Source organism: Streptosporangium minutum (assembly GCF_002149035.1).
In the GTDB taxonomy this organism is placed as follows: domain Bacteria; phylum Actinomycetota; class Actinomycetes; order Streptosporangiales; family Streptosporangiaceae; genus Streptosporangium; species Streptosporangium minutum.
Window position 1 is genome coordinate 1 of sequence record NZ_NGFP01000110.1, and the last position, 22,982, is coordinate 22,982.

Sequence of the window (22,982 nt, forward strand, 5' to 3'; positions counted from 1 at the left end):
GTTCACGGTCGTGCTCGGCGCCCTCGCCCTGGCCGACGCGTTCGACAAGGCGGTCATGATGATCCCGCTGCTGCCGCTCGGTCCCGGCTGGATCCGGGGCCTGCTCGCCGGCGTCTGGACCCTCTGGGCGATCGTCCTGCTCGCCCCGAAGCCCCGCCGTACGGCCGCCGCCGCGCGCGTCGAGGAGGTGCCCGCGTGAGACGGTCGTGGTTCCCGGGGGCCGTGGAGACGGCCCCCGAAACACGGCGAACGCGGTTTCGGATGGGACGGCGGGCGCTGGGCGTCGCGGGCTCCTGCCTGCTGCTGGCCGCCTGCAACGTCTCCACCGGCCACCACGACCCCGGCACCGACCACAGCGTGGCCACCGCACCCCCCGCCTACGACAGCTACGGCGCCCCCAAGGGGCCGACGGTCGAGATCGCGATCACCGGCCGGAAGGTGGTCCCGCCTCCCGGGCGCGTCGAGGTCGCCAGGGGCCAGGTGGTCCGCCTGGTCGTCACCTCCGACGTCGCCGACGAGCTCCACGTCCACGGCTTCGACCTCACCGGCCGGCTGGAACCCGGCCGGCCCGTCACCGTCGACGTCCTCGCCGACCGCACCGGGCTGTTCGAGGTCGAGACCCACGACTCCGGGCTCGTCCTGACCCAGCTCGCCGTCCGGTGACCGATCCCCTGCACGGCATGGCCGGCCTCCTGCACGGCATGACCGGCCTCCTGCACGGCGTGGCCGGCCCCCTGGACGGCATGACCGGCCCGCTGTCCGGCGTGACCGGTCCTTCGAACGGCGTGGCCGGTTCCCAGGATGTGACCGGCCTGCTCGCCCACGGACTGGGCAGCCGGCACGACCTGCCGATCCCGCTGTTCTACGCCTTCGCCGGGGCGTTCGCGGCGCTGTTCGCGTCGTTCCTGGGACTGGCCCTGCTCTGGGCGGACTCGCGGTTCCGGGGCGGTGCGGCGGGGCGGCCGGTGAAGCTTCCCGAGGGCACGCGGATCCGGTGGGCCCTGCGGGCCCTCGGGCTGGCCGGGGCCGCCTTCACCGGGGCGTGGATGCTCCTCGGGCCCGACGACCCGGATCGGAACCCGGCGGCCCACCTGGTCTACGTGGTCCTCTGGGTGGGCCTGGTCCCGGCGTCGCTGCTGATCGGCCCGGTCTGGCGGCTCGTCAACCCCCTGCGTACCATCCACCTGCTGCTCGGCGGCCGGGACAAGGGGCCGGCCCCGTTCGGCTACCGGCCGGCCGCGCTCGGCCTGGCGGCCTTCGCCTGGATGGAACTGGCCTCACCGGCCCCCGCCTCGACGACCACGCTGCTGGCCTTCTTCATCCTGTACGGCGCCGCACAGCTGGCCGGTGCCTTCCGGTACGGGACGCGGTGGTTCGACCGGGCCGACGCCTTCGAGGTCTACTCCACCCTGATCGGCCGCCTGTCCCCGCTGGGTCGCAGAGACGACGGCAGGCTCGTGCTGCGCAACCCCTTCGACGGACTCGACGCCCTCCCCCCGGCCCCGGGGCTGGTCGCCGTCGTGTGCGTGCTGCTCGGCACGACCGGATACGACGGGTTCTCCACCTCCCCGTGGTGGGTGGAGACCCTGCAGACCGGGCCGCTGGGCCGTACCGCCGTCGGCACCCTCGGCCTGCTGGCCGCGATCGGCCTCGTGGCGGTCCTCTACCTGGCCTGCACCGCCGCCGCCGGAGCGATCAGCCGTGGTCACGGCATGGCCCCGCGGTTCGCCCACTCGCTGATCCCCGTCGCGGTCGGTTACCTGATCGCCCACTACTTCTCGCTCCTCGTCATCGAGGGCCAGCAGGCGGTCATCCTCTCCCTGGGGCTGGACCGGACCGTGGACCAGGAGGCGGTGAGCGCCGGCGTGATCGCCTCCGTCCAGGTGCTCGCCATCGTGACCGGCCACGTGCTCGGCGTGGTCGCGGCCCACGACCGCTCCGTACGGCTCTTCCCGCCGGACAGGGCGGTCGCCGGGCAGATCCCGCTGCTGATCCTGATGGTCTGCTACACCGTCGGCGGGCTCACCCTTCTCTTCGCGGCATGATGGGGCCGTGGGATCCTCCGTACGCAGAAGTCCGGTCCAGCAGCGCAGCGTGGAGCGGGTGAACCAGATGCTCGACGCGGCGGCGGCCCTGCTCGACGAAGGCGGCTACGACGCGCTGAGCACCCGGGCGGTGGCGGCCCGCGCCGAGGTGCCGGTCGGCTCGATCTACCGCTTCTTCCGCGACAAGCGCGGTCTGGCCGACGCCCTGGCCCAGCGCAACCTGGAGCGTTTCCTCGCCCGGATCGAGCGGCGGCTGGCGGGAGTGGCGCACTGGCCGGACATGGCGGACCTGATCGTGGACGAGTACGTCGAGATGAAACGCACCGTCCCGGGCTTCGCGGTCGTCGACTTCACCGGGAACCGGGCGGTGGCCGAATCGCTCGCCGACCACCTGGCCCGGCGGATCGCCCCGGCCGGCCCGGACCGCCGCCCGGTGGACACGGCGGGTCTGCACCGCCCCCTGCTCGTCGCGGTCGAGGCCGCAGACGCGCTCCTCAAACTCGCCTTCCGCGAGTCTCCCGACGGCGCCCCCGGCTACATCGCCGAGACCAAGCAGCTCCTCCGCGCCTACCTGGAACACGTCCTCTCGCGCTGACCGGGAACCCGGCGGTCATCGGCGCCGACCTGCCGGTATCCGGGAGCGACGGTCGTGGAAACCGCAATCGCTCACCTCCCCGGCCGGACGGTGGAGCGGCGAGCGGTTGAGGTGTGTCGGAGATCAGTCGTCGAACTTGCCGAGTTTCACACCGCCGACGAAGGCGTCCCATTCGGCCTGAGTGAAGAGGAGCTTGGGGCCGTCGGGGTTCTTGGAGTCGCGGAGCACGTGGAGGGAGCCGAGGTCAGCCTTGTGGCCGGACCCAGGGGCGGAACCGCGACGGAAGGGCGCCGTAGGCCGGCGTCGGGCCGGCCGCCATGCAGGAGTGCGCCCGGGAGCTGGGCGGGCGGGGCGCGGTCACCGCCCGCGCGGGCGGTGGCACCCGGGTGCACGCGCTGCTCCCGGTGGCACGCCAGTCCGACGCGCGCTCTGACATGCGGGTCTGGCACGCGGCCTGAGGTGGAGCCCGCCGCCCCCGGGGCGGGCTCCACGGGCTGTGTCAGCGGGTCGGGCGGTTCATGTCGGCGCGGCGGGCGGGCAGGTCGGGCTCCTCGTCCGTCCAGCCGGCCCGCTTGACCGCCTCGAACGAACGGTTCTGCCCGATCGACGACTCGAGCGCGAGAGGCTGCCCGGTGGCGGTGTCCACCACCAGCCGATACTCCGCGCCCGGACCAGCCGGCCGGCTGACCGCCTGGCCGACGCGGCCGAGCGGGTCGGCGGCCGCGCCCTGCGCGGTGGTGCCGGGCAGCGCGGCGAGCATCCGGTACGTGGCGGCGCGCACCTCCGGGGAGGTGGGCAGGTTCATGATGAGCCGCGACCCGGTCTCGAAGAGCTGGGCGTTCATGTCCACGCGCTCGGCGCCGTATGCCTTGGTGACCACCTTCTCCAGGTAGCCGCGCAGCCCTTCGGGGGTGGTCGGCAGCCGGCTCAGCGTCTCCGGCGTCATGGGCGTGTTCAGCAGGGTCAGCGTCTTGCCAGTGGTGTCGCGGAGGGCGTCGCGCTCGCCCGGCCCGGTCGTCAGCGTCAGCGCCGGGGTGGTGCCGGGGAACGTCCAGCTCGCCGGGGAGCCGGCGGCCCGCCAGGCGGCGTCGTCCGCCGGTGTGGCGGGCTTGGCGCCCAGGTCCTGCCTGATCACCCAGGTCTTCTGCCCGGCGGCACGTGGCAGCCAGATCTCGATCGACCGCTCCGACCGGATGGTGTAGGCGCCGGTCGGGTCGCGCTGCTCACGGCCGTTGACGCCGCTGCGCACCCAGTACTTCCCGTCCTGCGGCATGGTGGCGACCGAGTCGGCGGCGGCCAGCAGAATCTGCGAGGCCGACAGGACCGGCTTGGGCTCAGGCGTGCCCGAGCCGCCGATCACGACCGCCATCGCGGCGGCGGCGCCCAGCAGGCCCACGCCGAGAGCGCCCCAGCGCGAGGCGCGGGCGCGGGCGGAACGCCGGGTCGGACGGGACCTGCCCACCGGGCGCACCGGCTCGGCCTCCTGGGCGTAGGCGGCGGCGAGTCTGGCCGCCCCGCCGGAGATCACCTCGCGCGAGGGCGGCGGCGCGTCGTACAGGTCGCGGAGCAGGGTCAGGTCATCCATCGACTTCTCCAAGCATGGGGTTGGCTCCGCCCAGGGCAGCGCGTAGTTTCCTTCTGATCCGGTTGAGCCGGGAGCCGACAGTGCCGGCCGGGATGTCGAGGGCCTGGCCGATCTCCTGGTAGCTGAGATCCGCCAGCGCGAGCAGCAACAGCACGTCGCGGTCGGCGTCCGGCATCGCGTCCAGCGCGGCAGTGAGCCGCCCCTTGACGCTCGCGGCCGTCACCCGCCCGGTCACGAGGTCCTCGTGCCCGGTGTCGGCTGGCTCGTCGGCCGCGGCCCGCCGCATGATCTGCAGCTGGCGGGTCTCACGCTTGCGGTGCTGGGCGATGACGTTGGAGGCGATTCCGTACAGCCAGCCACGCACGACGCCGCGGCGGGCGTCGAAGTCGGCCCGGCCGCGGAAGGCGGCCAGGAAGATCTCCGCCGTCAAGTCGTCGGCCGCCTGTGTCCCCAGCCGACCGGCGACGAACCGATGGATCTCGGTGGCGTAGCGGTCGTACAGCATCCCGAAGCGTCCGGGGGCGCGCAGGGACTCGTCGATCACGTGAGCGTCCTCGACCTCCCGCGGAGGACCGCTCACCTCCTGTAGCGCACTCATGCGATCTTTGTGCATCTGTGTGGTTTCACACCCCTACTTGGCGAAACCTCCCCGCCTTCTTCACGGCAAGAAACCGTGAAGTGGTCGCGCCTCTTCCGCCAAGTAGGGGTGTGATCATGCAACTGACCGCGGTCTCGCTGACCGCAGCCCTCCTGAGCGCGGGCCCGCCACCCGTGTCACCCATATCCGGCGCGCCCGCGGCGGCGGACTCCCCCCGCACGGTGACGCTGATCACCGGCGACCGCGTGCGCGTCACCGGGGACAGCGTCCGGGTGACCCCCGGAGAGGGCCGCTCTTCCGTCGCCTTCAGCACACAGAAGATCGGCGGCCGGCTCCGGGTCGTGCCCGCCGACGCCTTCGCCGCGCTGGGCAGCGGCCGGCTCGACCCCCGCCTGTTCGACGTCTCGACCCTGCTGGAGTACGGCTACGACGACCGCCGCGCCGACCTGCCGCTCATCATCGGCGGCTCCGGCGCGCGCTCGCTGACGGCCCCGCGCGGCGCGACCGTCACCCGCCAGTTGCCTGCCGTGAACGGCATGGCCGTACGGCAGAGCAAGCGCGAGGGCGCCCGTTCCTGGAAGGACTTGCGCGGTGCGCTGGCCGCGAAGACGACCAGGATCTGGCTGGACGGCAAGGCCACCCTCTCCCTGGACGAGAGCGTCAAGCAGATCGGCGCCCCCGCCGCCTGGGAGAAGGGCTTCACCGGGACCGGCGTGAAGGTCGCGGTCCTGGACAGCGGCGTCGACGACACCCACCCCGACCTGGCCGGAAAGGTGACCGCCAGGAAGAACTTCACCGGCGACGGCACCGACGCCGACCTCACCGGGCACGGCACCCACGTCGCCTCGACGGTCGCCGGCGGCGGCGCGGCCTCCGGCGGGCGCCACCGCGGCGTCGCGCCCGGCGCCACGCTGCTGGACGCCAAGGTGTGCCCGACCCGCATGTGCGAGGAGTCGGCGATCCTGGCGGGCATGCAGTGGGCCGCCGAGCAGGGCGCCAGGGTGGCGAACCTCAGCATCGGCCGGCCGGAGATGCCCGGCCTCGACCCGCTGGAGGAGGCCGTCCAGACGCTGACCGAGCGGTACGGCGTGCTCTTCGTGGTGGCGGCGGGCAACTACGGCAGGCAGGGCACCGTCACCTCCCCGGCCACCGCTGATGCGGCGCTCGCCGTCGGCGCGGTGGACGGCGCCGATCAGCTCGCCCGCTTCTCCAGCCAGGGGCCGCGGGCAAGCGACGGGGGGCTGAAGCCCGACATCACCGCGCCGGGTGTCGCCATCATGGCGGCGCGGAGCAAGGACCTCGCCGGCGAGGGCTCGTACACCGAGATGACCGGCACCTCGATGGCCGCCCCGCACGTCGCCGGCGCGGCCGCCATCACCGCGGGGCAGCACCCCGACTGGACGCCTGAGCAGCTCAAGGCCGCGCTGATGGCCCCCGCCCGCCCGCAGCCGGGCACCGGCGTCTATGCCCAGGGCGCCGGCCGCGTCGACGTGGCCCGCGCGATCGCGCAGACGGTGACCACCACGCCCAGCTCGCTGGGTTTCGGCCGGCAGGCGTGGCCGCACGGCGACGACCAGCCGGTCACGAAGAAGCTCTCCTACCGCAACGCCGGCTCCGCCCCGGTGACGCTGCGGTTGGCGATGCGCGGCGACGCGGCGGTGTTCGCCGTCACCCCGGAGACCGTCACCGTCCCGGCCGGTGGTCAGGCGGAGGTGTCGGTCACCGCCGACACGCGCGGGGGCAGCCCGGACGGGCTCACCGGCGCGTACCTGGAGGCGACCGCCGACGGCGTGATCGTCGCCGGCACCCCGGTCGCCGTCGACAAGGAGGTCGAGAGCTACGACCTGACGCTGCGCGGCGCCGACCCGAACGGCCTCACCACGATCCTGCGCACCGACGTCGGCACGCGGGACCTGAACCTGGTGACCGTGCTGCCGGAGGCCGACGGCACCGCCACCGTCCGGCTGCCCAAAGGCACCTACACCGTCGACAGCAAGACCTTCGGCGACCAGGGTCTGACCATGCTCGTCGGTCCCGGCCTGCGGCTGGAGGCGGACCGGACGGTGACGCTCGACCAGAGCGCCGCCCGCCCGGTCTCCATCGACCCGCCGGACCCGGCCGCCGCCCACTTGCTCACTGAGGTGACCTACTCCGGCGTGGCGCTCGACGGCCGGCCGTACTACCTGGGCGCCATGGTCACCATGTTCGACCCGGAACCGCGGATCCGCACCGCGCAGATCGGCGCCGAGCGTCCCGGCGACCTGCGGACCATGGTCTCAGGCCAGTGGGCCGTGCCCGGTCCCGACGGCGGCTTCAACGGCAGCGCCAGCTCCTACCGGCTGGCCTGGTTCCTGCGCGGGCAGGTGCCCACCGGCTTCAGCAAGCAGGTCGAGCGGAAGGACCTGGCCGCGGTCCGCCGCAGCTACGCCGTCCAGCGGGAGGGCGCCACCGCGAGCATCGCCAGCGGCGCCTGGCCCGCCGACGGCACGTTCTTCAACACCCTGTTCACCACCGAGTTCGCCGGGCCTTTCACGCACACGGAGTACGTCAACACCGACGGCGGCATCCGCTGGAAGCATTTCATGAGGGAGCTCGCCGAGGTCTCGGGCGGTGAGACCGTCTCGGCCGCCACCCGGTACGAGGCGGGGCGCGCGTACGTGGAGCGGTGGAACCGGGGTGTCTTCGGGCCGGCCCTCGTCAACACCATGGACGAGCCCGTCGTCACCCGTGCCGGCGACGTCGTCACCGCCGCGCCGCTGCTCTACGCCGACGGCGCCGGACGCACCGGGGATTCGTCGGTCACCAAGGCACGCATCGCCCTCTACCGGGACGGGCAGCTCGTGTCCGACGAGCCGTACCTGAACGCGCGCTTCACCGTGCCGTCCGCCGCCGCCCGCTACCGGCTGGTGGCCGAGAGTGAGCGCGGCCCCGAGCCGGTGTCGTCCACCCGCACCTCGATCGCCTGGACGTTCCGATCCGCCGCCGGGACCGACGGGCCGCTACCGCTGTCCGTGATCGGTTTCGCGCCGCCGCTGGACGAGCGGAACACCGCGCCGGCTGGGAAGGCGTACGCCGTGCCCGTGGCCGTCCGGGCCCAGCCGGGCTTGGCGGCAGGGACGGTGAGCGCTCTGGCCGTGGACGTTTCCTACGACGACGGCGCCACCTGGCAGAAGGTCCCGGTCGCGGGCGGTGTCGTCCTCTTGCGCCACCCGGCGGCGGCCGGCTTCGTCTCGTTGCGCGCCCGCGCGACCACCGCCTCGGGAGCCACGGCCGATCAGACGATCATCCGCGCCTACCGCATCGCCTGACCCTCCTGAGCCTCGCACCCTCAGGGGACACCGGGAGCGGCGGGCCCTTCCAGCCGGAGGTGCTGTCGCGGGCCTCATAGCCCATGACGGCCCCTCTGGCCGGCCCCGAGGCCGTGTAGGAGACGGTGGCCAGCGCCGTTCGGCAAAGAAGGGAAGAGCTACAGGGGAGCGAGTCCAGTGAGGGCCGGGGCCGGTCTCAACCGGGCGGCAGCGGATCGTCGACCAGCCCCTGACCGGCCTCGCCCCCCGCTGAGATTCCTCCCGCAACTCCTGACCCGATGATGATGGGCCTGCGAGAGGTCTTCGGTCCTGCGTTCTCGTTATTCCAGATTCCAGAGCGGCCGAGATCAGAGACGAAGTACTCTAAGTACTTGACGTACTTATGAGCAGAGCTGACGATTGGAGGACCATGCTGGGAGGCTCTGTGACATCTCTGCACTACGACAGCTACACCGAGGCGCGCGCCCACCTCAAGGACCTCTTGGACGCGGCCGCGCGTGGTCAGACCGCCACCCTCCGCCGGGACACGGCCAGAGCCGTTGTGGTTGACGCTAAGCGTCTGCGGGATTTCCTGACCACAGTGACCCCGTCCCGCGCCGAGGTGGTGCCCGAGGACGGCGGGTGGTCGGTGTTCATCCCCGGGCTGCCTGTGGCGGCGGACGGTCCCACCTTTGATGCGGCGATCGATGAGATGATCGACGCTCTCCGCGACTACGCCGAGGACTGGCAGGACCGTCTCCTCGATGCGCCCAACCATCGGGAGAACTGGGGCCTGGTCCTGTTGATCTCCCTTAGCGATGACGATGAGCTACGTCGCTGGCTGACAGGTCAGGCATTGTGATGTGGCCCCAGGCCACCAGGGAGGACCATGAGAAGTTCTGCCTGGGAGAAGGGTGGACCAGGGTCCGTGACGCACGTGGCCGTTCAGGAACCCACCACGTCACTTACGAGATGTGCCTCCCGGGCGGCAGGGTCCTGCGGACCAGGATTTCACATCCGCCCGACCGGACCTCCTACGGTCGCAGCCTGTGGGCGCACATTCTCCGTGACCAACTCGATGTCACAGAGGACGAGTTCTGGAAATGCGTGAAGGAAGGCGAGAAACCGGACCGAGGCATGCCGATCGTCCCGGCCGAGTCGCTCCCCGCCGACCTCGTCCATCTTCTGATCACGCGGGTCGGTCTCAGCGAGGCGGAGATCGCGAGGATGACCAGAGAGGCCGCCATCACCAGATTGCAGCTCTTCTGGTCCGACGGCGCCTGACATACCGCCGCCGGCGGAGCCTGCGGCCACCGGACCGTCAGGCGATCGTCTCGCGCCAGTGGTTGGTGATGGGCAGGCGGCGGTCGCGGCCGAAGTTCTTGGGGGTGATCTTGGGGCCCGGGGGATACTGGCGGCGCTTGTACTCGGCCAGGTCGACCAGGCGGATGATCCGGGCGACCAGGGCCGGGTCGTGGCCGGCGGCGATCAGCTCGGCGGAGCCCATGTCCTTCTCGACGTAGTCGTCCAGGAGCCGGTCCAGCACGTCGTACTCCGGCAGGGAGTCGGTGTCGCGCTGGTCGGGGCGGAGCTCGGCACTGGGCTCCTTCTCGATGGAGTTCTCCGGGATCGGCGGCACCGCGAAGCCGTGCAGGAACGCGCCCGACCTCCCCGCCTGGGCGTTGCGCCAGCGCGACAGCTTCCAGACCAGGGTCTTGAGCACGTCCTTGATGGGCGCGAAGCCGCCCGCGGAGTCGCCGTAGAGGGTGGAGTAGCCGGTGGCCAGCTCGCTCTTGTTGCCGGTGGTGAGGACCAGGTGGCCGTGCTGGTTGGACAGGCCCATCAGGATCATGCCGCGGACCCGGGCCTGGAGGTTCTCCGCGGCCAGGCCGGACAGCTCGATCTCCTTCTCGAAGCCGTCCACGATGTCGGCGATCGGCACGGTCCGGGCGTTGACCCCCTGCCGGTTCACCAGCTCCCAGGCGTCCTCCAGGGAGTGCTCGGAGGAGTAGCGCGAGGGCATCATCACCACGTGCACCCGGTCGGGGCCGATGGCGTCGGAGGCGATCGTGGCGGTCAGCGCCGAGTCGATCCCGCCCGACAGGCCCAGGATGACCGACTGGAAGCCGTTCTTGGCGACGTAGTCGCGGACCGCGAGGACCAGCGCCGAGTAGACCTCGGCGATGTCGTCGAGGTGCGGGGCGATCGAGGGCGGCTCGGGGGCGTACGGCTCGACGGGGAAAGCCGACAGCTCCAGCCGCTCCACCGTGATGACGGTCCCGTCCCCGGCGTCCACCTGGAACGTGCCGAGGCCGCCGAACCTGGCCTCGGGCAGCTCCAGGTCCGTGATCAGCAGTTCCTCGGCGAACTGCGCGGCCCGCGCGACCAGCTCGCCGGAGGCGGAGACGATGATCGAGTCGCCGTCGAAGACGAGCTCGTCCTGCCCGCCCACCTGGTTGGCGTAGGCGAGGGCGCAGCCCGCCTCCCGTGCCCGGCGGGAGACGAGCGCGAGCCGCACGTCGTCCTTCTCCTTCTCGTACGGCGAGGCGTTCGGCACCACCAGCAGCCCGGCTCCGGCCTCGGCCACCACCGCGACCGGGCCGCCCTCCTGCCACAGGTCCTCGCAGACCGCGATGGCCACGTCGACCCCGTGCAACCGGAAGATCGGCAGCCGGTCGCCGCGCACGAAGTAGCGGTATTCGTCGAAGACGCCGTAGTTGGGCAGGTGGTGCTTGGCGGTCCTGGTGACCACCCGGCCCCCGTGGAGCAGCGCGGCCGCGTCCAGCGGGGCGCCCTTGGGCTGCCCCACCCGCGGCGCCAGGTCCGCCCGGTCCACGTAGCCCACGACCACCGGGATCTCGCCGAGACCCTCGTCGGCCAGCCGCCGGGCGAGGGCCTCGGCCGCGGCGGTGGAGGCTTCCACGAACGAACTGCGCAGCACCAGGTCCTCGACCGGATAGCCGGTCAGGAACATCTCGGTGAACACCACCAGGTGCGCGCCGCGGTCGGCGGCGCGCCGGGTCCACTCGACGAGCTTGTCGGCGTTGGCCGCCAGGCCGCCGACCACGGGATCGGTCTGGGCCAGGGCGATACGGAGTTGAGCCACGTGCCCACCCTATTCCCGGCCGCGCCGGGACCCGTCCAGAGGTGATCGGGGCGCCGGGCTCCGATCATCCCTGGACGGGCCGGCCTCCTAGCCGGGGACGCCGAGCAGGCCGAGGTTCCTGGCCTTGACGGGCTCGGCCACCCGCCGGAGCTCCTTGCCGGAGGCGTCGAGGATCACCAGCGTGTTGGCGGCCGTGCCCCTGACGCGGACGGCGAGGCGGCCGTCGCGCAGGTAACGGGCGCCCACCAGCCTGCCCTTGACGGGAATGGCGATCTTCTTGCCGGTCTTGGTGTCGTAGATCGACGGGGTGAACAACGGTGTCCAGGAGCCGTCGCCGCCGGGGGCGTCCGGGCCGATCGCGCGCACCACGACCCGGCGGCTGTCGGGGGACAGGCTCTCCACGTGGTTGGCGAGCTTGATCCCGGGAGCCTTGACGGAGACGCGGGAGCGGGTGTCCAGCAGGTAGACGCCGGCGGTGTCGCCGGCGTAACCGGCGAGCGTCCTGCCATCGGCCGACCAGGTCAGATGGCAGGGGCCGCGGGTCGTGCCGACGTCGACCGCGCCCTTGCCGTCCGCGCCGGCCACGACCACGGTCCTGGCCGCGGCCGTTCCCTTCTTCGGGTAGGCGACCCGCTTGCCGTCGGCGGTCCAGGCGGGGGTCAGGCAGGGGCCGAGGTAGGCGGCGTCCTTGGCGATCACCTTGTCCCCGCTCGCCGAACCCACGCGCAGACGGCCTTTCTCGTCGATCCAGGCGATGCGCTTGCCGTCGGGCGCCACCGAGAACTGCGCCGAGAGGGTCCCGCCGCCGATCCGGACGCCGGTCAAGCCGGGGCGCCGGTCGGTCAGCACCTGGATCTGACCGTCCTTGTAGCCGAAGTAGACGGCGCCCGTGACCGGCGCCGCCTGTGACGAGGCCAGTGCGGGGGCGGCGACGGTGGTGACGGCGAGTGCGACGCCGGCGGCCATGGCCCAGTGCTTCAAAGGATCTCCTCGGATCAGTTCGCCAACGGGTAGTTAGAATCCTGACAGGGCAAAAAGGTTCACATCCGGGCGGCCGAGATCGGCAGCACTGCCTCCACCACGGTGCCGCCGCCGGGCGCCTCGCCGATCACGCACGTCCCGCCGAGCTCCGCGGCGCGCTCGCGCATCGACAGCAGGCCGATGCCCGAGCGCGGTACCGCGGGCAGCCCGTGCCCGTCGTCCTGGACGCGGACCACCAGCGACTCGCCGCGTCGCAGCGAGACCACCGCCGAACGGGCCCGTGCGTGTTTGCGGATGTTGGTGAGCCCTTCCTGCGCGATCCGGTAGGCGGCCACCTCAGCGGCCGCGGGGAGGTCGGACAGGTCGCCCTCGGTCTCGACGGCCACCTGCGGCTCCCCCTCGGCGGCCAGCGCCCGTACGGCTCCGGCCAGGCCGAGCTCGTCCAGGGTGGGCGGGCGCAGGCCGTACACCAGCTCCCTGATCTCCTGGCCGACCGCGTCCATGCCGCTGCGCAGCTCGGACAGGAGCCGGTCGGCGGAGGCGGGGGCCGTGCGCATGCTGATCCTGGCCATGTTGATCGACATCGCCATGTCGGTCAGCGCGTGGCCGAGCCCGTCGTGCAGGTCCCGGCGGAGGCGGCGGCGCTCCTCCTCGCGGGCGGTGAGGATCCGCTCGCGGGAGCGCTGCAGGTCGGCGGTCATCCGTACGGCGTGCACCACGTCCGCCACGTACGGCGTGACCACGGCGATCAGCCGGTCGTTGTGGGCCGCGGCGAACCTGCGGGGGCCCGGGGCGCCGAGGAGCAGCCGCCCGACCGGTTCCCCGTGCCAGACCAGCGGCACCGTGCGCGGGGCCGGGCCCAGCGGGCCGGCCTCCACCCGCCTGATCCCCGGGTCGTCCACCTCGACCGCGACCCCGGTGACGCTCAGCCCGTCGCGGATCACCGCGGTCACGGCGGCGAGGGCGTTGGCGGGATCGGCCCCGCCGACCTCGTGGGCCAGCCGGGCGGCCAGGGCGCGCGGATCGCCGTGCGTGCCGTACATGAGCCGGTCGACCCAGCGCCGCAACACGAGGCGGAGCGGGTGGAAGACGACCCCCGCGAACAGCGCCGCCGTCAGGCCGCCGATCCGGTCGTAGTCGGACAGGGTCAGCCCGGCGAGCGCGCCGACCCCGAAGTAGACGGCGCTGACGGCGGAGATCAGCCCGGCGGCGACGAAGGCGCGGCTGACCACGGTGTCGATGCCGTAGAGCCGGTAGCGCAGTACGGAGAAGGCGATGGCCACCGGGATCAGCCCGGTCGCGATCGTGGCCGCCACGTTCCAGGCGGACCCGGCGAGCAGGAAGACGACGTAGACGGCGAACGCGGTCAGCGGCCAGGCGATCTGGCGGCGCAGGACGGGGTCGGCCCGGCGGGCGCGCAGGGCCAGGGAGAGCAGTGACAGGACCGCCAGGAGGTTGATCAGGCCGGCCAGGAAGTTCTGGATCGTGAGGTTGTAGGGGGCGAGCGCGTCGATCGCGAGCGGGTTGGGGATGATCTGGGGAAGCGGGTAGCCCTTGGCGGGCGGTGCCGGGCGCACGACGAGGCGGACCGTCTCCACCACCATCACCGCGACCGCCACGACCACCAGCGGCCGCCAGCGCCGGGAGGGCAGCCGCCCGTCGGGGGAGTACAGCGGGAGCACGATCGCCAGCAGCGTGCCGCCCACGACCCAGCCGATCCCCCCGGCGTAGCGGTAGTAGCCCGCGGCCGCCAGGTCGCCCGAGGCCCCGGAGTAGCCCATCATGGCGCTGCCGAAGACGTTGACCGCGCAGCCCAGCCCGCCGGCGGACATCAGCCAGGCGGTGGCCGGGCGCGAGCGGTGGGCCAGCAGGAAGGCGGCCACCACCGGGAAGGTCAGCCCCCCGGCCAGGTCGGGTGTGACGAATATGCCCGGGAACCACTCGGGCGGGAGGTTCATGGTGATCACGATGCCGATCACCGTGAGTGTGACCGCGGTGGCCGCCACCACGACGATGACGACCAGCCGGGCCGCGGGCAGCGAGGCGAACGCGGGGCCGGCGCCCTCCGGGCGCGCGGGCCGGGGGGAGCTGCTGGCCGCCGGGACGGCCGTGCTCTCCCGGCGAGCGGGCCCGGGGGCCTCGGGGGTCTTCCGGCCCGACGCCTCCGGCACCGCCGGGGCCGCCGCGTCGCGGCCCCGTTCCTTCGTGCACATCTGTTACCTGCCTATGCCACCCGGGTTGACCAGCCCCGACTCGTAGGCCGAGACGACGAGCTGGGCCCGGTCGAACAGCCCCAGGTGGTCCAGGAGCTTGGACACCGACTGCGACACCGCCTGTTCGGAGACAGACAGGGTCGCCGCGATCTGCCGGTTGGTGAGCCCCCGGGCGACCAGTTTCATCAGGTCCAGCTCGGTGTCGCCGAGACCGGCGAGTCCGGGCGGGGCCGAGGGGTCGGTGCGCCCGGCGAACGAGGCGATCAGCCGGGTGGTGACGGCCGGGTCGATAAGCGCGTCACCGGCCTGCGCGGCGCGCATCGCGCTGATGAGCTGCTCGGGGGCCGAGGTCTTGAGGACGAAGCCGCTCACCCCGGCCCGCAGCGCCGCGTAGAGGTTGTCGTCCGTGCCGAACGTGGTCATCATGATCACCTTCGGCGGGGACTCGTCGGCCAGGATCCGCCGGGCGGCGGTCAGCCCGTCCAGCCGGGGCATCTGGATGTCCATCAGCACCAGGTCGGGCGAGGTCTCCCGGACGGCCGCGATCGCCTGCTCGCCGTCCTCGGCCTCGGCCACGAGGTCGAAGCCGGGTTCGCTGTCCAGCACGACCCGCAGGCCGGTGCGGACCAGGGCTTGGTCGTCGGCCACCACGATGCGCAGCGCCGCCGGCCCCGCCGGCCGCTCGGTCACCCGCGCGGAGGCCGTCTCCTTGGGGGCCGCGGGCAGGTCCAGATGCGCGGCTTGCGACAGCATGTCGGACTCCAGGCGCTGGAGGGTGGCGCCGAGGTCGAGCCCGAGCTCGTCGCGGAGCATCACCCTGGCGCGTCGGAGCGCTCCCAGCGCGTCGCCCTGCCGGCCGCTCCGGTAGAGCGCCAGGGCGAGCAGCCGCCAGGCCTCCTCCCGCAGCGGATGGGCCGAGGCGTGCGCCTCCAGGTCGGCCACCAGGGCGCCGGACTGCCCGAGCAGCAGGCCCGCGTCGGCGCGGTGCTCGACCGCGATCAGCCGCAGCTCCTCCAGCCGGCCCGCCTCGGTCACCGCCCACGGCAGGTCGGAGAACTCGGCGAGCGCGGGGCCCCGCCACAGCGCGAGAGCGTCGTTCAGGCGCTCCCACACCACGGACGGCTCGCCCTCCATCTTGACCGCGCTCTCGAAGGACCAGGAGTCCACCTGGCCGGGGGCGGCGCGCAGCGCGTACCCCGGCGGGGCGGAGACCAGCACCTCCGCCTCCTCCCTGGGCGCGCGGCCGGGTTCCAGGGCGCGCCGCAGCCGCGAGACGTATCCCTGGATGGTGGACAGCGCCTGGGCCGGGGGCTCACCCGGCCAGAGCTCGTCGATGAGCATGCTCACGGGGACGGCGCGACCACCCGCTACGAGGAGCCGGGCCAGCACCGCCATCTGGCGTTGGCCGCCGAGGTCGAGCACCACGTCGTCGTGGCGCGCCTGGAACGGTCCTAGGGCACGAAATGTCAGCATTGCAGGCGTAAGCGTAGAGCTACCTGGTCCAATGTCATACGGCAATACCCACTATCGTTCGCAGGCTGTAAGAAATCATCGGTAGTCAGATCTCCACATTCACGTTCAGCGGCAGCACCGCCTCGACCACGGTGCCCCCCTCCGGGGGCGAACCGATCACGCAGGTGCCGCCGAGTTCGGCGGCCCGCTCGCGCATCGACGCCAGCCCGACCCCGGAGCGCCGGCCGGGCTGGACGCCGACCCCGTCGTCGCTCACCCGCACGCGCAGGTCCTCGCCCCGCTCCAGGGAGACCCGCACCACCTCGGCCCGGGAGTGCTTGCGGACGTTGGTCAGCGCCTCCTGGACGATCCGGTAGGCGGCCACCTCGGCGGCGGCCGGCAGCCCGGTCAGGTCCCCGCTCACCTCCACCACGACGTCGGGCCCGGCCATCTCGGCCAGCGCCCCGGCCAGGCCCAGGTCGTCCAGGGCGGGCGGGCGCAGGCCGTACACCAGGTGCCTGATGTCGCTGGTCACGCTGTCCATGCCGGTGCGCAGCTCGGTGAGCATGAGGTCGGCGGTCTCGGGGGAGACGTGCAGGGAGCGGCGGGCCGCGTTGATGGACATGGCCATGCCGCTGAGTGACTGGCCGAGGCCGTCGTGGAGATCGCGGCGCAGGCGGCGGCGCTCCTCCTCGCGGGTGGCGACGATCCGCTCGCGCGAGCGCCGCAGCGCGCCGACCAGCCGGACCGCATGGGCGGCGTCCGCCACGTACGGCGTGAGCGCGGCGATGACCCGCTCGTTGTGCGCGGCGGGCAGCCGCCTGACCCCCGGCGGGCCGATGAGCAGGCGGCCCACGGGCTCGCCGTGCCAGACGAGCTCGACGTCGCGGACCACCTCCCGCAGGTCTCCCGCCGTCGTCTCGCCGGGCGAGCCGTCCTGGAACCGCACCGCCACCCCGGTCACCGCCAGCCCCTCGCGCAGCACGTCCAGGGCGGCGACCAGCCCGCCGGCCGGGTCGGTCCGCTGCAGGCGCCGCCTGAGCTCTCCGGCGAGCGCCACCGGATCGCCCTTGCTGCCGTAGAGCAGGCGGTCGGCGCCGCGCTGGAGCACCCGCCGCAACGGGTGGAAGAACGCCCCGGCGCAGAGCGCGGCGAACAGGCCGCCGATCCGGTCGACGCCGGACAGGAACAGGCTGGAGGCGGCCCCCGCCGCCACGTACACCCCGCCGATCGCGCCGACCAGGCCGGCGCCGACGAGCGTCCGCGTGATCAGCGTCTGGATGCCGTAGAGCCGGTAGCGCAGCACCGCCACCGCGATCGCGGCGGGGATCAGCGGGAGGGTGAAGGAGGCCAGCCACCAGATCGGGTCGCCCACCACCCACGGGATGATCAACCCGGCGAACGCGGGCAGCGGCCAGAGGATCTGACGCCGCTCGACCGGGCCCGCGCGGTGCAGGCGCACCGCCAGCGACAGGAAGGCCAGCCCCATCGCCCCGGCGGACAGGCGGTGCAGGGCCTCCATGACGGCCGGCAGCGGCGGCTGCGCTTCGAGGATGGTCAGCAGCGACCGCAGGCCCTCCAGGCCGAGCACCAGCACGGCGAAGACCACCAGCGGGCGCCACCGGGGCGAGGGCAGGCGGCCGGTCGGATACAGCAGGGGCAACAGCACGCCCAGCAGGAGCGTCGCGACGACCCAGCTCTGGCCGACGATCACCCACAGGACCTTGGGCGCGCCCGTCGCGTAGGGGGAGGGGGCGTGCAGCAGGGCGACGTTGGCCAGCAGGATGTTGGTCGCGCAGGCCAGGCCGCCCAGCACCAGCAGCCAGCCGATGATCAGGCGGGGCCGGTTGAAGACCAGCAGCGCTCCGAAGATCGGGAACGCGGTCCCCGCCATGTCCTCGGGGGCGAACGGCAACGGCGTGTAGGAGGGCTGCGGCAACTGCGCCGTGACCCAGACGTTGACGCACTCCATGGCGACGGACACGGTGGCGGCGAGCAACGCCGCCACCCGCGCCTGAACAGGCGTAACCGTCGGGAACACCCGGATCAGCCCGCGCATCGCCCCGGCCCTTCTATGTCGTACTTAGAGGGACCTTAACGGGCGCGAACAACAATCCAATCAACAAGCGATCAATGCGTGGCCGCCGCCGCCGTACGGCGGCGCAGCGCCGGACCGATCGCGAGCAGGCCCCCGGCGGCCACCAGATTGATCGCGCCGATGGCGAGCCAGAGCGCCACCGGGCTCACCTCAAGCAGTCCGGTGCCGAGCAGCGGAGCGAGCAGCGCCCCGCCCGACCACGCGAAGCCGTACATGCCGGAGTAGCGTCCGCGCAGGTGGGGAGGGGCGAGCGCGGCCACGATCGCGCCCGGGATGCCCGCGGTGACGATCTCGCCCGCCGTCCACAGGATCACCGAGACCGCGTATCCGGCGATGCTGGAGACGGCGGCGGTCAGCGCGAAGCCCGCGCCGATGACCGCCAGGCCCACGGCGAGCACGGCGCTGTGGTCGAGCCGGCCGAACCAGTCGCCGGTCAGCGGCTGGACGAGCACGATCAGGACGCCGTTGACGGCGATCACCATGCCGTAGTCGACGGTGGTGAACCCCCCGTGGGTCATCGCCAGCGGCAGGGTGGTGAACGCCTGGCTGTAGGCCACGGTGGAGATGAGGGTGATCACACTGAAGGCGATCATCAGCCGGTCCTTGAGCACGTCGGCGAAGCCGCCGCGCCCCCGCCCGTCCGGCCCGCTCCGCGCGGGCAGCGTCTCCGGCACCGCCCGCCACACCAGCAGGCCGAAGGCCAGCGAGGTGGCGGCGTTGATGCCGAACATCCAGCCGTACCCGGCCCGGGCGAGCCAGCCGCCCGCGACCATCGCCACCGCGAAGCCCAGGTTCAGCGCCCAGAAGAGCAGCCCGTAGGCGCGCGGCCGGTCGAGGGGCGGGATCAGGTCGGCCACCAGGGCGGTGGAAGCCGGCCGGTAGATGTCCACGGTCATGCCGAGCACGAACATGGTGGCGACGATCGCCGTGAGCGAGGTGCTGCAGCCGAGCGCCACCATGGTGGCCGCAGTCGCGACCATGCCGCCGGTCAGGGTGATCCGCCTGCCGAACCGGTCGGCCAGCCAGCCGGCGATGATCTGCGACAGCAGCGAACCGACGCCGAAGACCGCCATCACCGCCCCGGCGGCGGCGAGGGACATGCCGCGGGCCTGGGTCAGGTAGACGCCGATGAACGGCTGGACCATCATGCCCACCCGGTTCACCAGCGTGCCGGTCCACAGGGCCCAGAACGCCGGGGGCAGGCCACCGAGCTTCGACCGCAGGAAACCGGGTCCGGCGAGGGTCGTACTTGTCATGCCGCCAAGGTTGGACACGCGCCCGGCGGTGCGCGAATCTTTTAGCCGTGCCTAAAAAGCCACGTCACGTAGCCGCGCCTGGAAAGTCGTGTCACGTCGAGTGGATCTTCGCTCCGGACGACGTGGCCCGGATCCGCTTCGCGTTCTCGCCGATCTGGGAGCTGGTCGTCAGCCTGCGCGCGCTGCGCGACCCGGCCAGGCACTCCCTCCACCTGCCCTGGGTGCGCGCCGTACGGCCCCGCCTGGCCGGCGTCGACCTGTCGGAGCTGTTCGCGCTGGTCCCGCTCCAGGGGTATCTCGTGGACTTCCTCACCCCCACGCCCGAGACCCCGATGCCCGACTTCGCCGCCGACCTCGAACGGGTGCGGCGGACGTCCCCCGAGCGGGCGGCCGAGGAGGCGAGCTGGCTGACCGGGACGGACCCCCGCGTCGTCGAGCGCTTCACCGCCGACCCCGAGGGGGGCGTGGCGCGGGTCGCCGACACCCTGGAGCGCTACTGGGAGACCGCGTTCGCCGAGTTCTGGCCCCGGATCTACGGCCTGCTGGAGGCGGACGTGCTGCGGCGCTCCCGGCAGCTGGCCGTGGGCGGGGCCCGCGAACTCTTCTCCGACCTGCACCCGAACGTGTGCTGGCACGGTGACCGGCTCAGGGTCACCCGGCCCTGGGACTACGCCGAACCGATCGGCGGCGACGGCCTGGTGCTGGTGCCGACGGCCTTCTACTGGCCGGACACGGCCGTGATGGTCGAGCCGTACCAGCCGATGCTCCTCTACCCGGCGACGGGCGTCGGCACGCTGTGGGACTCGGGCCCCCCGCCCGCCCCGGGGGCCCTCGCCGCGCTGCTCGGCCGTACCCGGGCGCAGATCCTGACCGCCCTGGCCGACCCCGCGACCACCTCGGCGCTCGCCCGGCGGATGACCCTCACCCCGGGCGCCGTCAGCCAGCACCTGACCGTCCTGGCCGACGCGGGCCTGGTGACGCGCCGCCGCCTCGGCCGCGAGGTCGTCTACCGCCGCACCCCGATGGGCGACTCCCTGGTCTGCGCGTCCTGACCCGGCGGCGCGGGGAACGGCGTACCGGGGCGGGTGGCGGCGCGGAGCCGGGGACGTCCGCCCGTCCGCCTCACTCCGGATGTCCGGCCCGCCGGGCGCACCCCGCCCGGACGGCTCGGGGCGCGCCCGGGATCCGCGCGGTCACGTCACGCGCTGTAACGGCTGGACTCCAGGAGCCACTCCAGCTGGGCCCTGGGGGCCGAGAGGAACGCGCACGCCACCTTGCTGACGTCCCTGGCCTGCGCCGGCGACAGCCCGAGCCGGTCGAACAGCTCCGGCAGCCGCATGGCGGCGGTCCGCAGGTCCTGGGCGCGCTCGGCGATGCGGTCGTTCACCCACGCCACGGCGGCGGCGTCCGAGAGCCCGAACGCGGCGGCCGCGACCGTCACGTAGTTGTGCACGTCGCCGTTCGCCCGCTCCTTGGGATGGGAGGCGACGTCGTTGCACCACGCGGTGACGTCGTTGCAGGCGTCCACCAGCGTCCGCCAGGTCGGGCTCTCCCGCAGGCGGGCCGGCACCTCCGCCCCCAGGCACGCCTCCACCAGGTCGAACAGGTAGGGGCCGGCGGTCCCCCGGCGCAGCGCCGGGTACTCCCCGGCGGAGGGCACCCGCCCGGCACGCCGGTTGTCCGCCTCCGCGCGGCAGGCCGCGCCCTGCTCGCGCAGCCCCAGGGCGAACCGCTCCCGCCAGCGCGCGCTCATCCGCCCGGCGGTGACGCGCCAGAGGTCCTGGAAGGCCACCTCGACCGGGACGGCGCCCCGCGCCTGGAACGGCACCGCGCCACCCCGCGCCTGGGCCGGTACGGAGCACCCCGCCGGGGGCGGCGCGGATCCCGCCAGGCGCCCGAGGCGGGCGAAGGTGGCCTCCACGATCTCGGCCGCGTGGCCGGCGGGCTTCTCGTCCCACTCGTCGTCGAAGTGGAACAGCCACGTCAGCCACTTGGCGAACAGAAGGGCCGCGTCCACGCCGAAGCCGGCGAAGGCCCGGCCGGCCATCCGCTCGAACCCCGCCCGCGCGGGCGTCTCCAGCCCGACCTCCCGGGTCCACTCGGCGAGGGAGGCCTCGATCCGGTCGATCGAGGAGTGCATGCGGCAGGGGGCGGCCATCGAGGGAACCCGGTCGACGAGAGGCAGCAGCGACGCCGCGGCCACCGTGGGAGCCCGCTCCCAGGGGGGCCGCGGTCCCGTCTCGCCGGCCTCCGCGGTGACCGTCTGGGGTGGCATATGGGTCGGGGTACGGGTCAGCGTCACTACAGCGGACCGAACAGCCAGTTGCCGGCCGCGTTCGGGTCGGCGCTCGTGTAGTACTGCCGGGCCGCCTCGACGAGCTCGCCCACCGACAGTCTTCCGTCGTGGTCGCGGTCGAGCCGCTCGAAGGCGACGTCCACGTCGTCGTGCGGCGTGCCGAACGCGGTCAGCATGACCCGGAACTCGGCCGGCCCGACGGCCCCGTCGCCGTCGGCGTCGCACAGCTCCGCGATCGCCTCGGCGGCCGGCCCGAACACCGCCTCGAACCGGTCGCCCTGGACGAACGCCGAGGTCATGCCGGTGCGGAACTCCTCCGGGGAGATCGCGCCGTCGCCGTCGGCGTCGATCTCGGCCGACAGGGTCTGCCAGATCGACTCGAAGCCGTGGACGAGCCTGCTGCCGGTGGGCGAGGTCGGCGACTCGCCGAAGCCGACCAGGATCCGGGCGCCGAGGCCGAGCAGGTCGTCGCGCTCGACCTTTCCGTCGCCGTTCACGTCCATGTGCGCGAAGGCGCGGTCTAATTTGTGCTTGAGAAGCTCAGTGCTCATCTTGACCCCCGTGTTACGTCAAGAACTCAGACGGTTACCGTAAGTGACGATAGCGAGGTGATTCCAACAGCCACTCCAGGTAAGCCCTGGGAATGGTCAAGAAAGCGCACGCCACCTGGATCACCTCACGGGAGGCGGCGAAGCCGAGGCCGTGCCGTTCCACGACCACGGGAACCGCGCGGGCGGCGGTCCACAGCTCCTCCATCCGGGCCACCACACGGTCGATCACCCACTGTTCGGCCGCCTCGCCGCGCGGGACCGGGGCCGCCGCCACGTAACCGCGCCCGGAGGCCAGATCGTCGCACCAGGCGGCCACGTCGGCGCTCGCCTCGACGACCGCCCGCCACTGCGCGCTCTCCCGGACCGGCGCGGGCACCTCCACACCCGTGCAGGGCTCCACCAGGTCGAACAGGCCCCGGCCGAAGCGGGCCCGGCCCAGCGCCGGGTAGTCCTCGGCGGACGGCGTCACCGTGTCGAGCAGCGCCGCGTGCTGGGCGGCCAGCCCGGCCAGGAACCGCTCGCGCCACCCGTCGCCCATCCCGGGCGCGCAGACCCGCCACAGGTCGGCGAAGGCCCGTTCCAGCGGCGGCCCCGGCTCGCCGCCCCCGGCCACCGCGAGCACCCCGGCGAACGCCGAGGGCCTCTCGCGGAAGCGGGAGGTCCAGATCAGCCAGCGCGCGAACAGCGTGGCCGTGCCCATGCCGTACCGGGCGAAGGCCCGTCCGGCCAGCAGGTGCGCGCCGGCGCCGGGGTCGGCCTCCAGCCCGACCCCGCGGGACCACTCGATGACCGCGGCCTCGATCTGGTACATCGACGGATGCGTGGGGCACGGGGCCGCCATCGCCGCCAGCCGTTCGGTGAGCGGGGCCGGCGGCGCGGCCCCGCCCGTCGGTCTGTGAACTCCGGTGCGCATCGTCTC

Annotated in this window: 21 protein-coding genes; 9 read left to right on the forward strand and 12 right to left on the reverse strand. The window is 73.1% G+C overall.

The window, feature by feature from the left end; all coding sequences use genetic code 11:
- The 4 genes from CA984_RS23040 to CA984_RS23055 all read left to right on the forward strand — a co-directional run.
- Positions 1-199: hypothetical protein (locus CA984_RS23040; RefSeq protein WP_133061753.1), on the forward strand; the 199-nt coding region annotated here is incomplete at its 5' end.
- 62 nt (positions 200-261) lie between these two features.
- Positions 262-663 carry a hypothetical protein gene (locus tag CA984_RS23045; RefSeq protein ID WP_086575648.1) on the forward strand — a complete coding sequence of 134 codons (402 nt, stop codon included), beginning with the start codon at positions 262-264 and terminating at the stop codon, positions 661-663.
- Entirely contained in the window at positions 660-2,045 is a 1,386-nt protein-coding gene (locus tag CA984_RS23050) for a hypothetical protein (protein WP_242676120.1), read from the forward strand. The genes CA984_RS23045 and CA984_RS23050 overlap by 4 nt, the downstream gene beginning before the upstream one ends.
- Positions 2,046-2,052: 7 nt before the next feature.
- Positions 2,053-2,640, forward strand: a complete 588-nt coding sequence (locus CA984_RS23055; RefSeq protein ID WP_086575649.1) for a TetR/AcrR family transcriptional regulator — start codon at positions 2,053-2,055, stop codon at positions 2,638-2,640.
- A gap of 123 nt (positions 2,641-2,763) precedes the next feature.
- On the opposite strand, the gene CA984_RS23060 is transcribed toward CA984_RS23055, so the two are convergent.
- On the reverse strand, positions 2,764-2,868 hold the full coding sequence (locus CA984_RS23060; protein ID WP_086575650.1) for a DUF397 domain-containing protein: 105 nt from the start codon (positions 2,866-2,868) through the stop codon (positions 2,764-2,766).
- 89 nt (positions 2,869-2,957) lie between these two features.
- Between CA984_RS23060 and CA984_RS44895 the strand changes: the two genes are divergently transcribed.
- The gene (locus tag CA984_RS44895; RefSeq protein ID WP_207620995.1) at positions 2,958-3,098 is read left to right on the forward strand and encodes a hypothetical protein; all 141 of its coding nucleotides are present in this window, start codon (positions 2,958-2,960) and stop codon (positions 3,096-3,098) included.
- Positions 3,099-3,139: 41 nt separating this feature from the next.
- Here CA984_RS44895 and CA984_RS23065 read toward each other — a convergent pair whose 3' ends face one another.
- Together CA984_RS23065 and CA984_RS23070 are read right to left on the reverse strand one after the other, a co-directional pair.
- Positions 3,140-4,225 carry a CU044_5270 family protein gene (locus tag CA984_RS23065; protein WP_086575651.1) on the reverse strand — a complete coding sequence of 362 codons (1,086 nt, stop codon included), beginning with the start codon at positions 4,223-4,225 and terminating at the stop codon, positions 3,140-3,142.
- A complete protein-coding gene (locus CA984_RS23070) occupies positions 4,218-4,823 on the reverse strand; it encodes an RNA polymerase sigma factor (RefSeq protein ID WP_086575652.1) in 606 nt (201 codons plus the stop codon). The genes CA984_RS23065 and CA984_RS23070 overlap by 8 nt, the downstream gene beginning before the upstream one ends.
- 116 nt (positions 4,824-4,939) lie before the next feature.
- Here CA984_RS23070 and CA984_RS23075 point away from each other — a divergent pair, with 116 nt between their 5' ends.
- From CA984_RS23075 to CA984_RS48100, 3 genes are all read left to right on the forward strand, one after another.
- Entirely contained in the window at positions 4,940-8,131 is a 3,192-nt protein-coding gene (locus CA984_RS23075) for a S8 family serine peptidase (RefSeq protein WP_133061754.1), read from the forward strand.
- Between the two features lie 424 nt (positions 8,132-8,555).
- Positions 8,556-8,972 (forward strand): prevent-host-death protein, encoded by a 417-nt coding sequence (locus CA984_RS23080; RefSeq protein ID WP_086575669.1) that lies wholly within the window; start codon positions 8,556-8,558, stop codon positions 8,970-8,972.
- A 275-nt stretch (positions 8,973-9,247) separates the two neighbouring features.
- Positions 9,248-9,394: a hypothetical protein gene (locus CA984_RS48100; RefSeq protein WP_242676121.1), complete on the forward strand. Its 147-nt coding sequence runs from the start codon at positions 9,248-9,250 to the stop codon at positions 9,392-9,394.
- 37 nt (positions 9,395-9,431) lie between these two features.
- On the opposite strand, the gene CA984_RS23090 is transcribed toward CA984_RS48100, so the two are convergent.
- The 6 genes from CA984_RS23090 to CA984_RS23115 all read right to left on the reverse strand — a co-directional run bounded on the left by CA984_RS23090 (position 9,432) and on the right by CA984_RS23115 (position 19,216).
- Positions 9,432-11,216 carry an NAD+ synthase gene (locus tag CA984_RS23090; protein WP_086575655.1) on the reverse strand — a complete coding sequence of 595 codons (1,785 nt, stop codon included), beginning with the start codon at positions 11,214-11,216 and terminating at the stop codon, positions 9,432-9,434.
- Between the two features lie 87 nt (positions 11,217-11,303).
- Complete coding sequence (locus CA984_RS23095) at positions 11,304-12,197, reverse strand: TolB family protein (protein WP_086575656.1); 894 nt, start codon at positions 12,195-12,197, stop codon at positions 11,304-11,306.
- A 59-nt stretch (positions 12,198-12,256) separates the two neighbouring features.
- Entirely contained in the window at positions 12,257-14,410 is a 2,154-nt protein-coding gene (locus CA984_RS23100) for a sensor histidine kinase (protein ID WP_086575657.1), read from the reverse strand.
- 3 nt (positions 14,411-14,413) lie between these two features.
- On the reverse strand, positions 14,414-15,883 hold the full coding sequence (locus CA984_RS49060; RefSeq protein WP_086575658.1) for a BTAD domain-containing putative transcriptional regulator: 1,470 nt from the start codon (positions 15,881-15,883) through the stop codon (positions 14,414-14,416).
- 85 nt (positions 15,884-15,968) lie between these two features.
- The gene (locus CA984_RS23110; RefSeq protein ID WP_086575659.1) at positions 15,969-17,921 is read right to left on the reverse strand and encodes a sensor histidine kinase; all 1,953 of its coding nucleotides are present in this window, start codon (positions 17,919-17,921) and stop codon (positions 15,969-15,971) included.
- Between the two features lie 71 nt (positions 17,922-17,992).
- Positions 17,993-19,216, reverse strand: coding sequence for an MDR family MFS transporter (locus CA984_RS23115; RefSeq protein WP_165781374.1), 1,224 nt, complete (start codon positions 19,214-19,216; stop codon positions 17,993-17,995).
- Positions 19,217-19,263: 47 nt separating this feature from the next.
- Here CA984_RS23115 and CA984_RS23120 point away from each other — a divergent pair, with 47 nt between their 5' ends.
- Positions 19,264-20,268 carry an ArsR/SmtB family transcription factor gene (locus tag CA984_RS23120; protein ID WP_086575661.1) on the forward strand — a complete coding sequence of 335 codons (1,005 nt, stop codon included), beginning with the start codon at positions 19,264-19,266 and terminating at the stop codon, positions 20,266-20,268.
- 146 nt (positions 20,269-20,414) lie between these two features.
- Here the strand turns inward: CA984_RS23120 and CA984_RS23125 are convergent, their stop codons facing one another.
- Genes CA984_RS23125 through CA984_RS23135 form a run of 3 tightly spaced genes read right to left on the reverse strand, consistent with a single transcriptional unit; the run spans position 20,415 to position 22,976 of the window.
- Positions 20,415-21,491, reverse strand: a complete 1,077-nt coding sequence (locus tag CA984_RS23125) for a terpene synthase family protein (protein WP_086575662.1) — start codon at positions 21,489-21,491, stop codon at positions 20,415-20,417.
- A 26-nt stretch (positions 21,492-21,517) separates the two neighbouring features.
- Positions 21,518-22,063 carry an EF-hand domain-containing protein gene (locus CA984_RS23130; protein WP_086575663.1) on the reverse strand — a complete coding sequence of 182 codons (546 nt, stop codon included), beginning with the start codon at positions 22,061-22,063 and terminating at the stop codon, positions 21,518-21,520.
- A 34-nt stretch (positions 22,064-22,097) separates the two neighbouring features.
- On the reverse strand, positions 22,098-22,976 hold the full coding sequence (locus tag CA984_RS23135) for a terpene synthase family protein (protein WP_086575664.1): 879 nt from the start codon (positions 22,974-22,976) through the stop codon (positions 22,098-22,100).
- Between the last annotated feature and the right edge of the window lie 6 nt (positions 22,977-22,982).

Coding starts and splice junctions, on each gene's coding strand:
- CA984_RS23115 (WP_165781374.1), bottom strand. CDS start 19,216: ATGACAAGTACGACCCTCGCCGGACCCGGTTTCCTGCGGTCGAAGCTC.
- CA984_RS48100 (WP_242676121.1), top strand. CDS start 9,248: ATGCCGATCGTCCCGGCCGAGTCGCTCCCCGCCGACCTCGTCCATCTT.
- CA984_RS23065 (WP_086575651.1), bottom strand. CDS start 4,225: ATGGATGACCTGACCCTGCTCCGCGACCTGTACGACGCGCCGCCGCCC.
- CA984_RS23130 (WP_086575663.1), bottom strand. CDS start 22,063: ATGAGCACTGAGCTTCTCAAGCACAAATTAGACCGCGCCTTCGCGCAC.
- CA984_RS23110 (WP_086575659.1), bottom strand. CDS start 17,921: ATGCGCGGGCTGATCCGGGTGTTCCCGACGGTTACGCCTGTTCAGGCG.
- CA984_RS23135 (WP_086575664.1), bottom strand. CDS start 22,976: ATGCGCACCGGAGTTCACAGACCGACGGGCGGGGCCGCGCCGCCGGCC.
- CA984_RS23075 (WP_133061754.1), top strand. CDS start 4,940: ATGCAACTGACCGCGGTCTCGCTGACCGCAGCCCTCCTGAGCGCGGGC.
- CA984_RS23045 (WP_086575648.1), top strand. CDS start 262: ATGGGACGGCGGGCGCTGGGCGTCGCGGGCTCCTGCCTGCTGCTGGCC.
- CA984_RS44895 (WP_207620995.1), top strand. CDS start 2,958: ATGCAGGAGTGCGCCCGGGAGCTGGGCGGGCGGGGCGCGGTCACCGCC.
- CA984_RS23125 (WP_086575662.1), bottom strand. CDS start 21,491: ATGCCACCCCAGACGGTCACCGCGGAGGCCGGCGAGACGGGACCGCGG.
- CA984_RS23100 (WP_086575657.1), bottom strand. CDS start 14,410: ATGTGCACGAAGGAACGGGGCCGCGACGCGGCGGCCCCGGCGGTGCCG.
- CA984_RS23070 (WP_086575652.1), bottom strand. CDS start 4,823: ATGAGTGCGCTACAGGAGGTGAGCGGTCCTCCGCGGGAGGTCGAGGAC.
- CA984_RS49060 (WP_086575658.1), bottom strand. CDS start 15,883: ATGCTGACATTTCGTGCCCTAGGACCGTTCCAGGCGCGCCACGACGAC.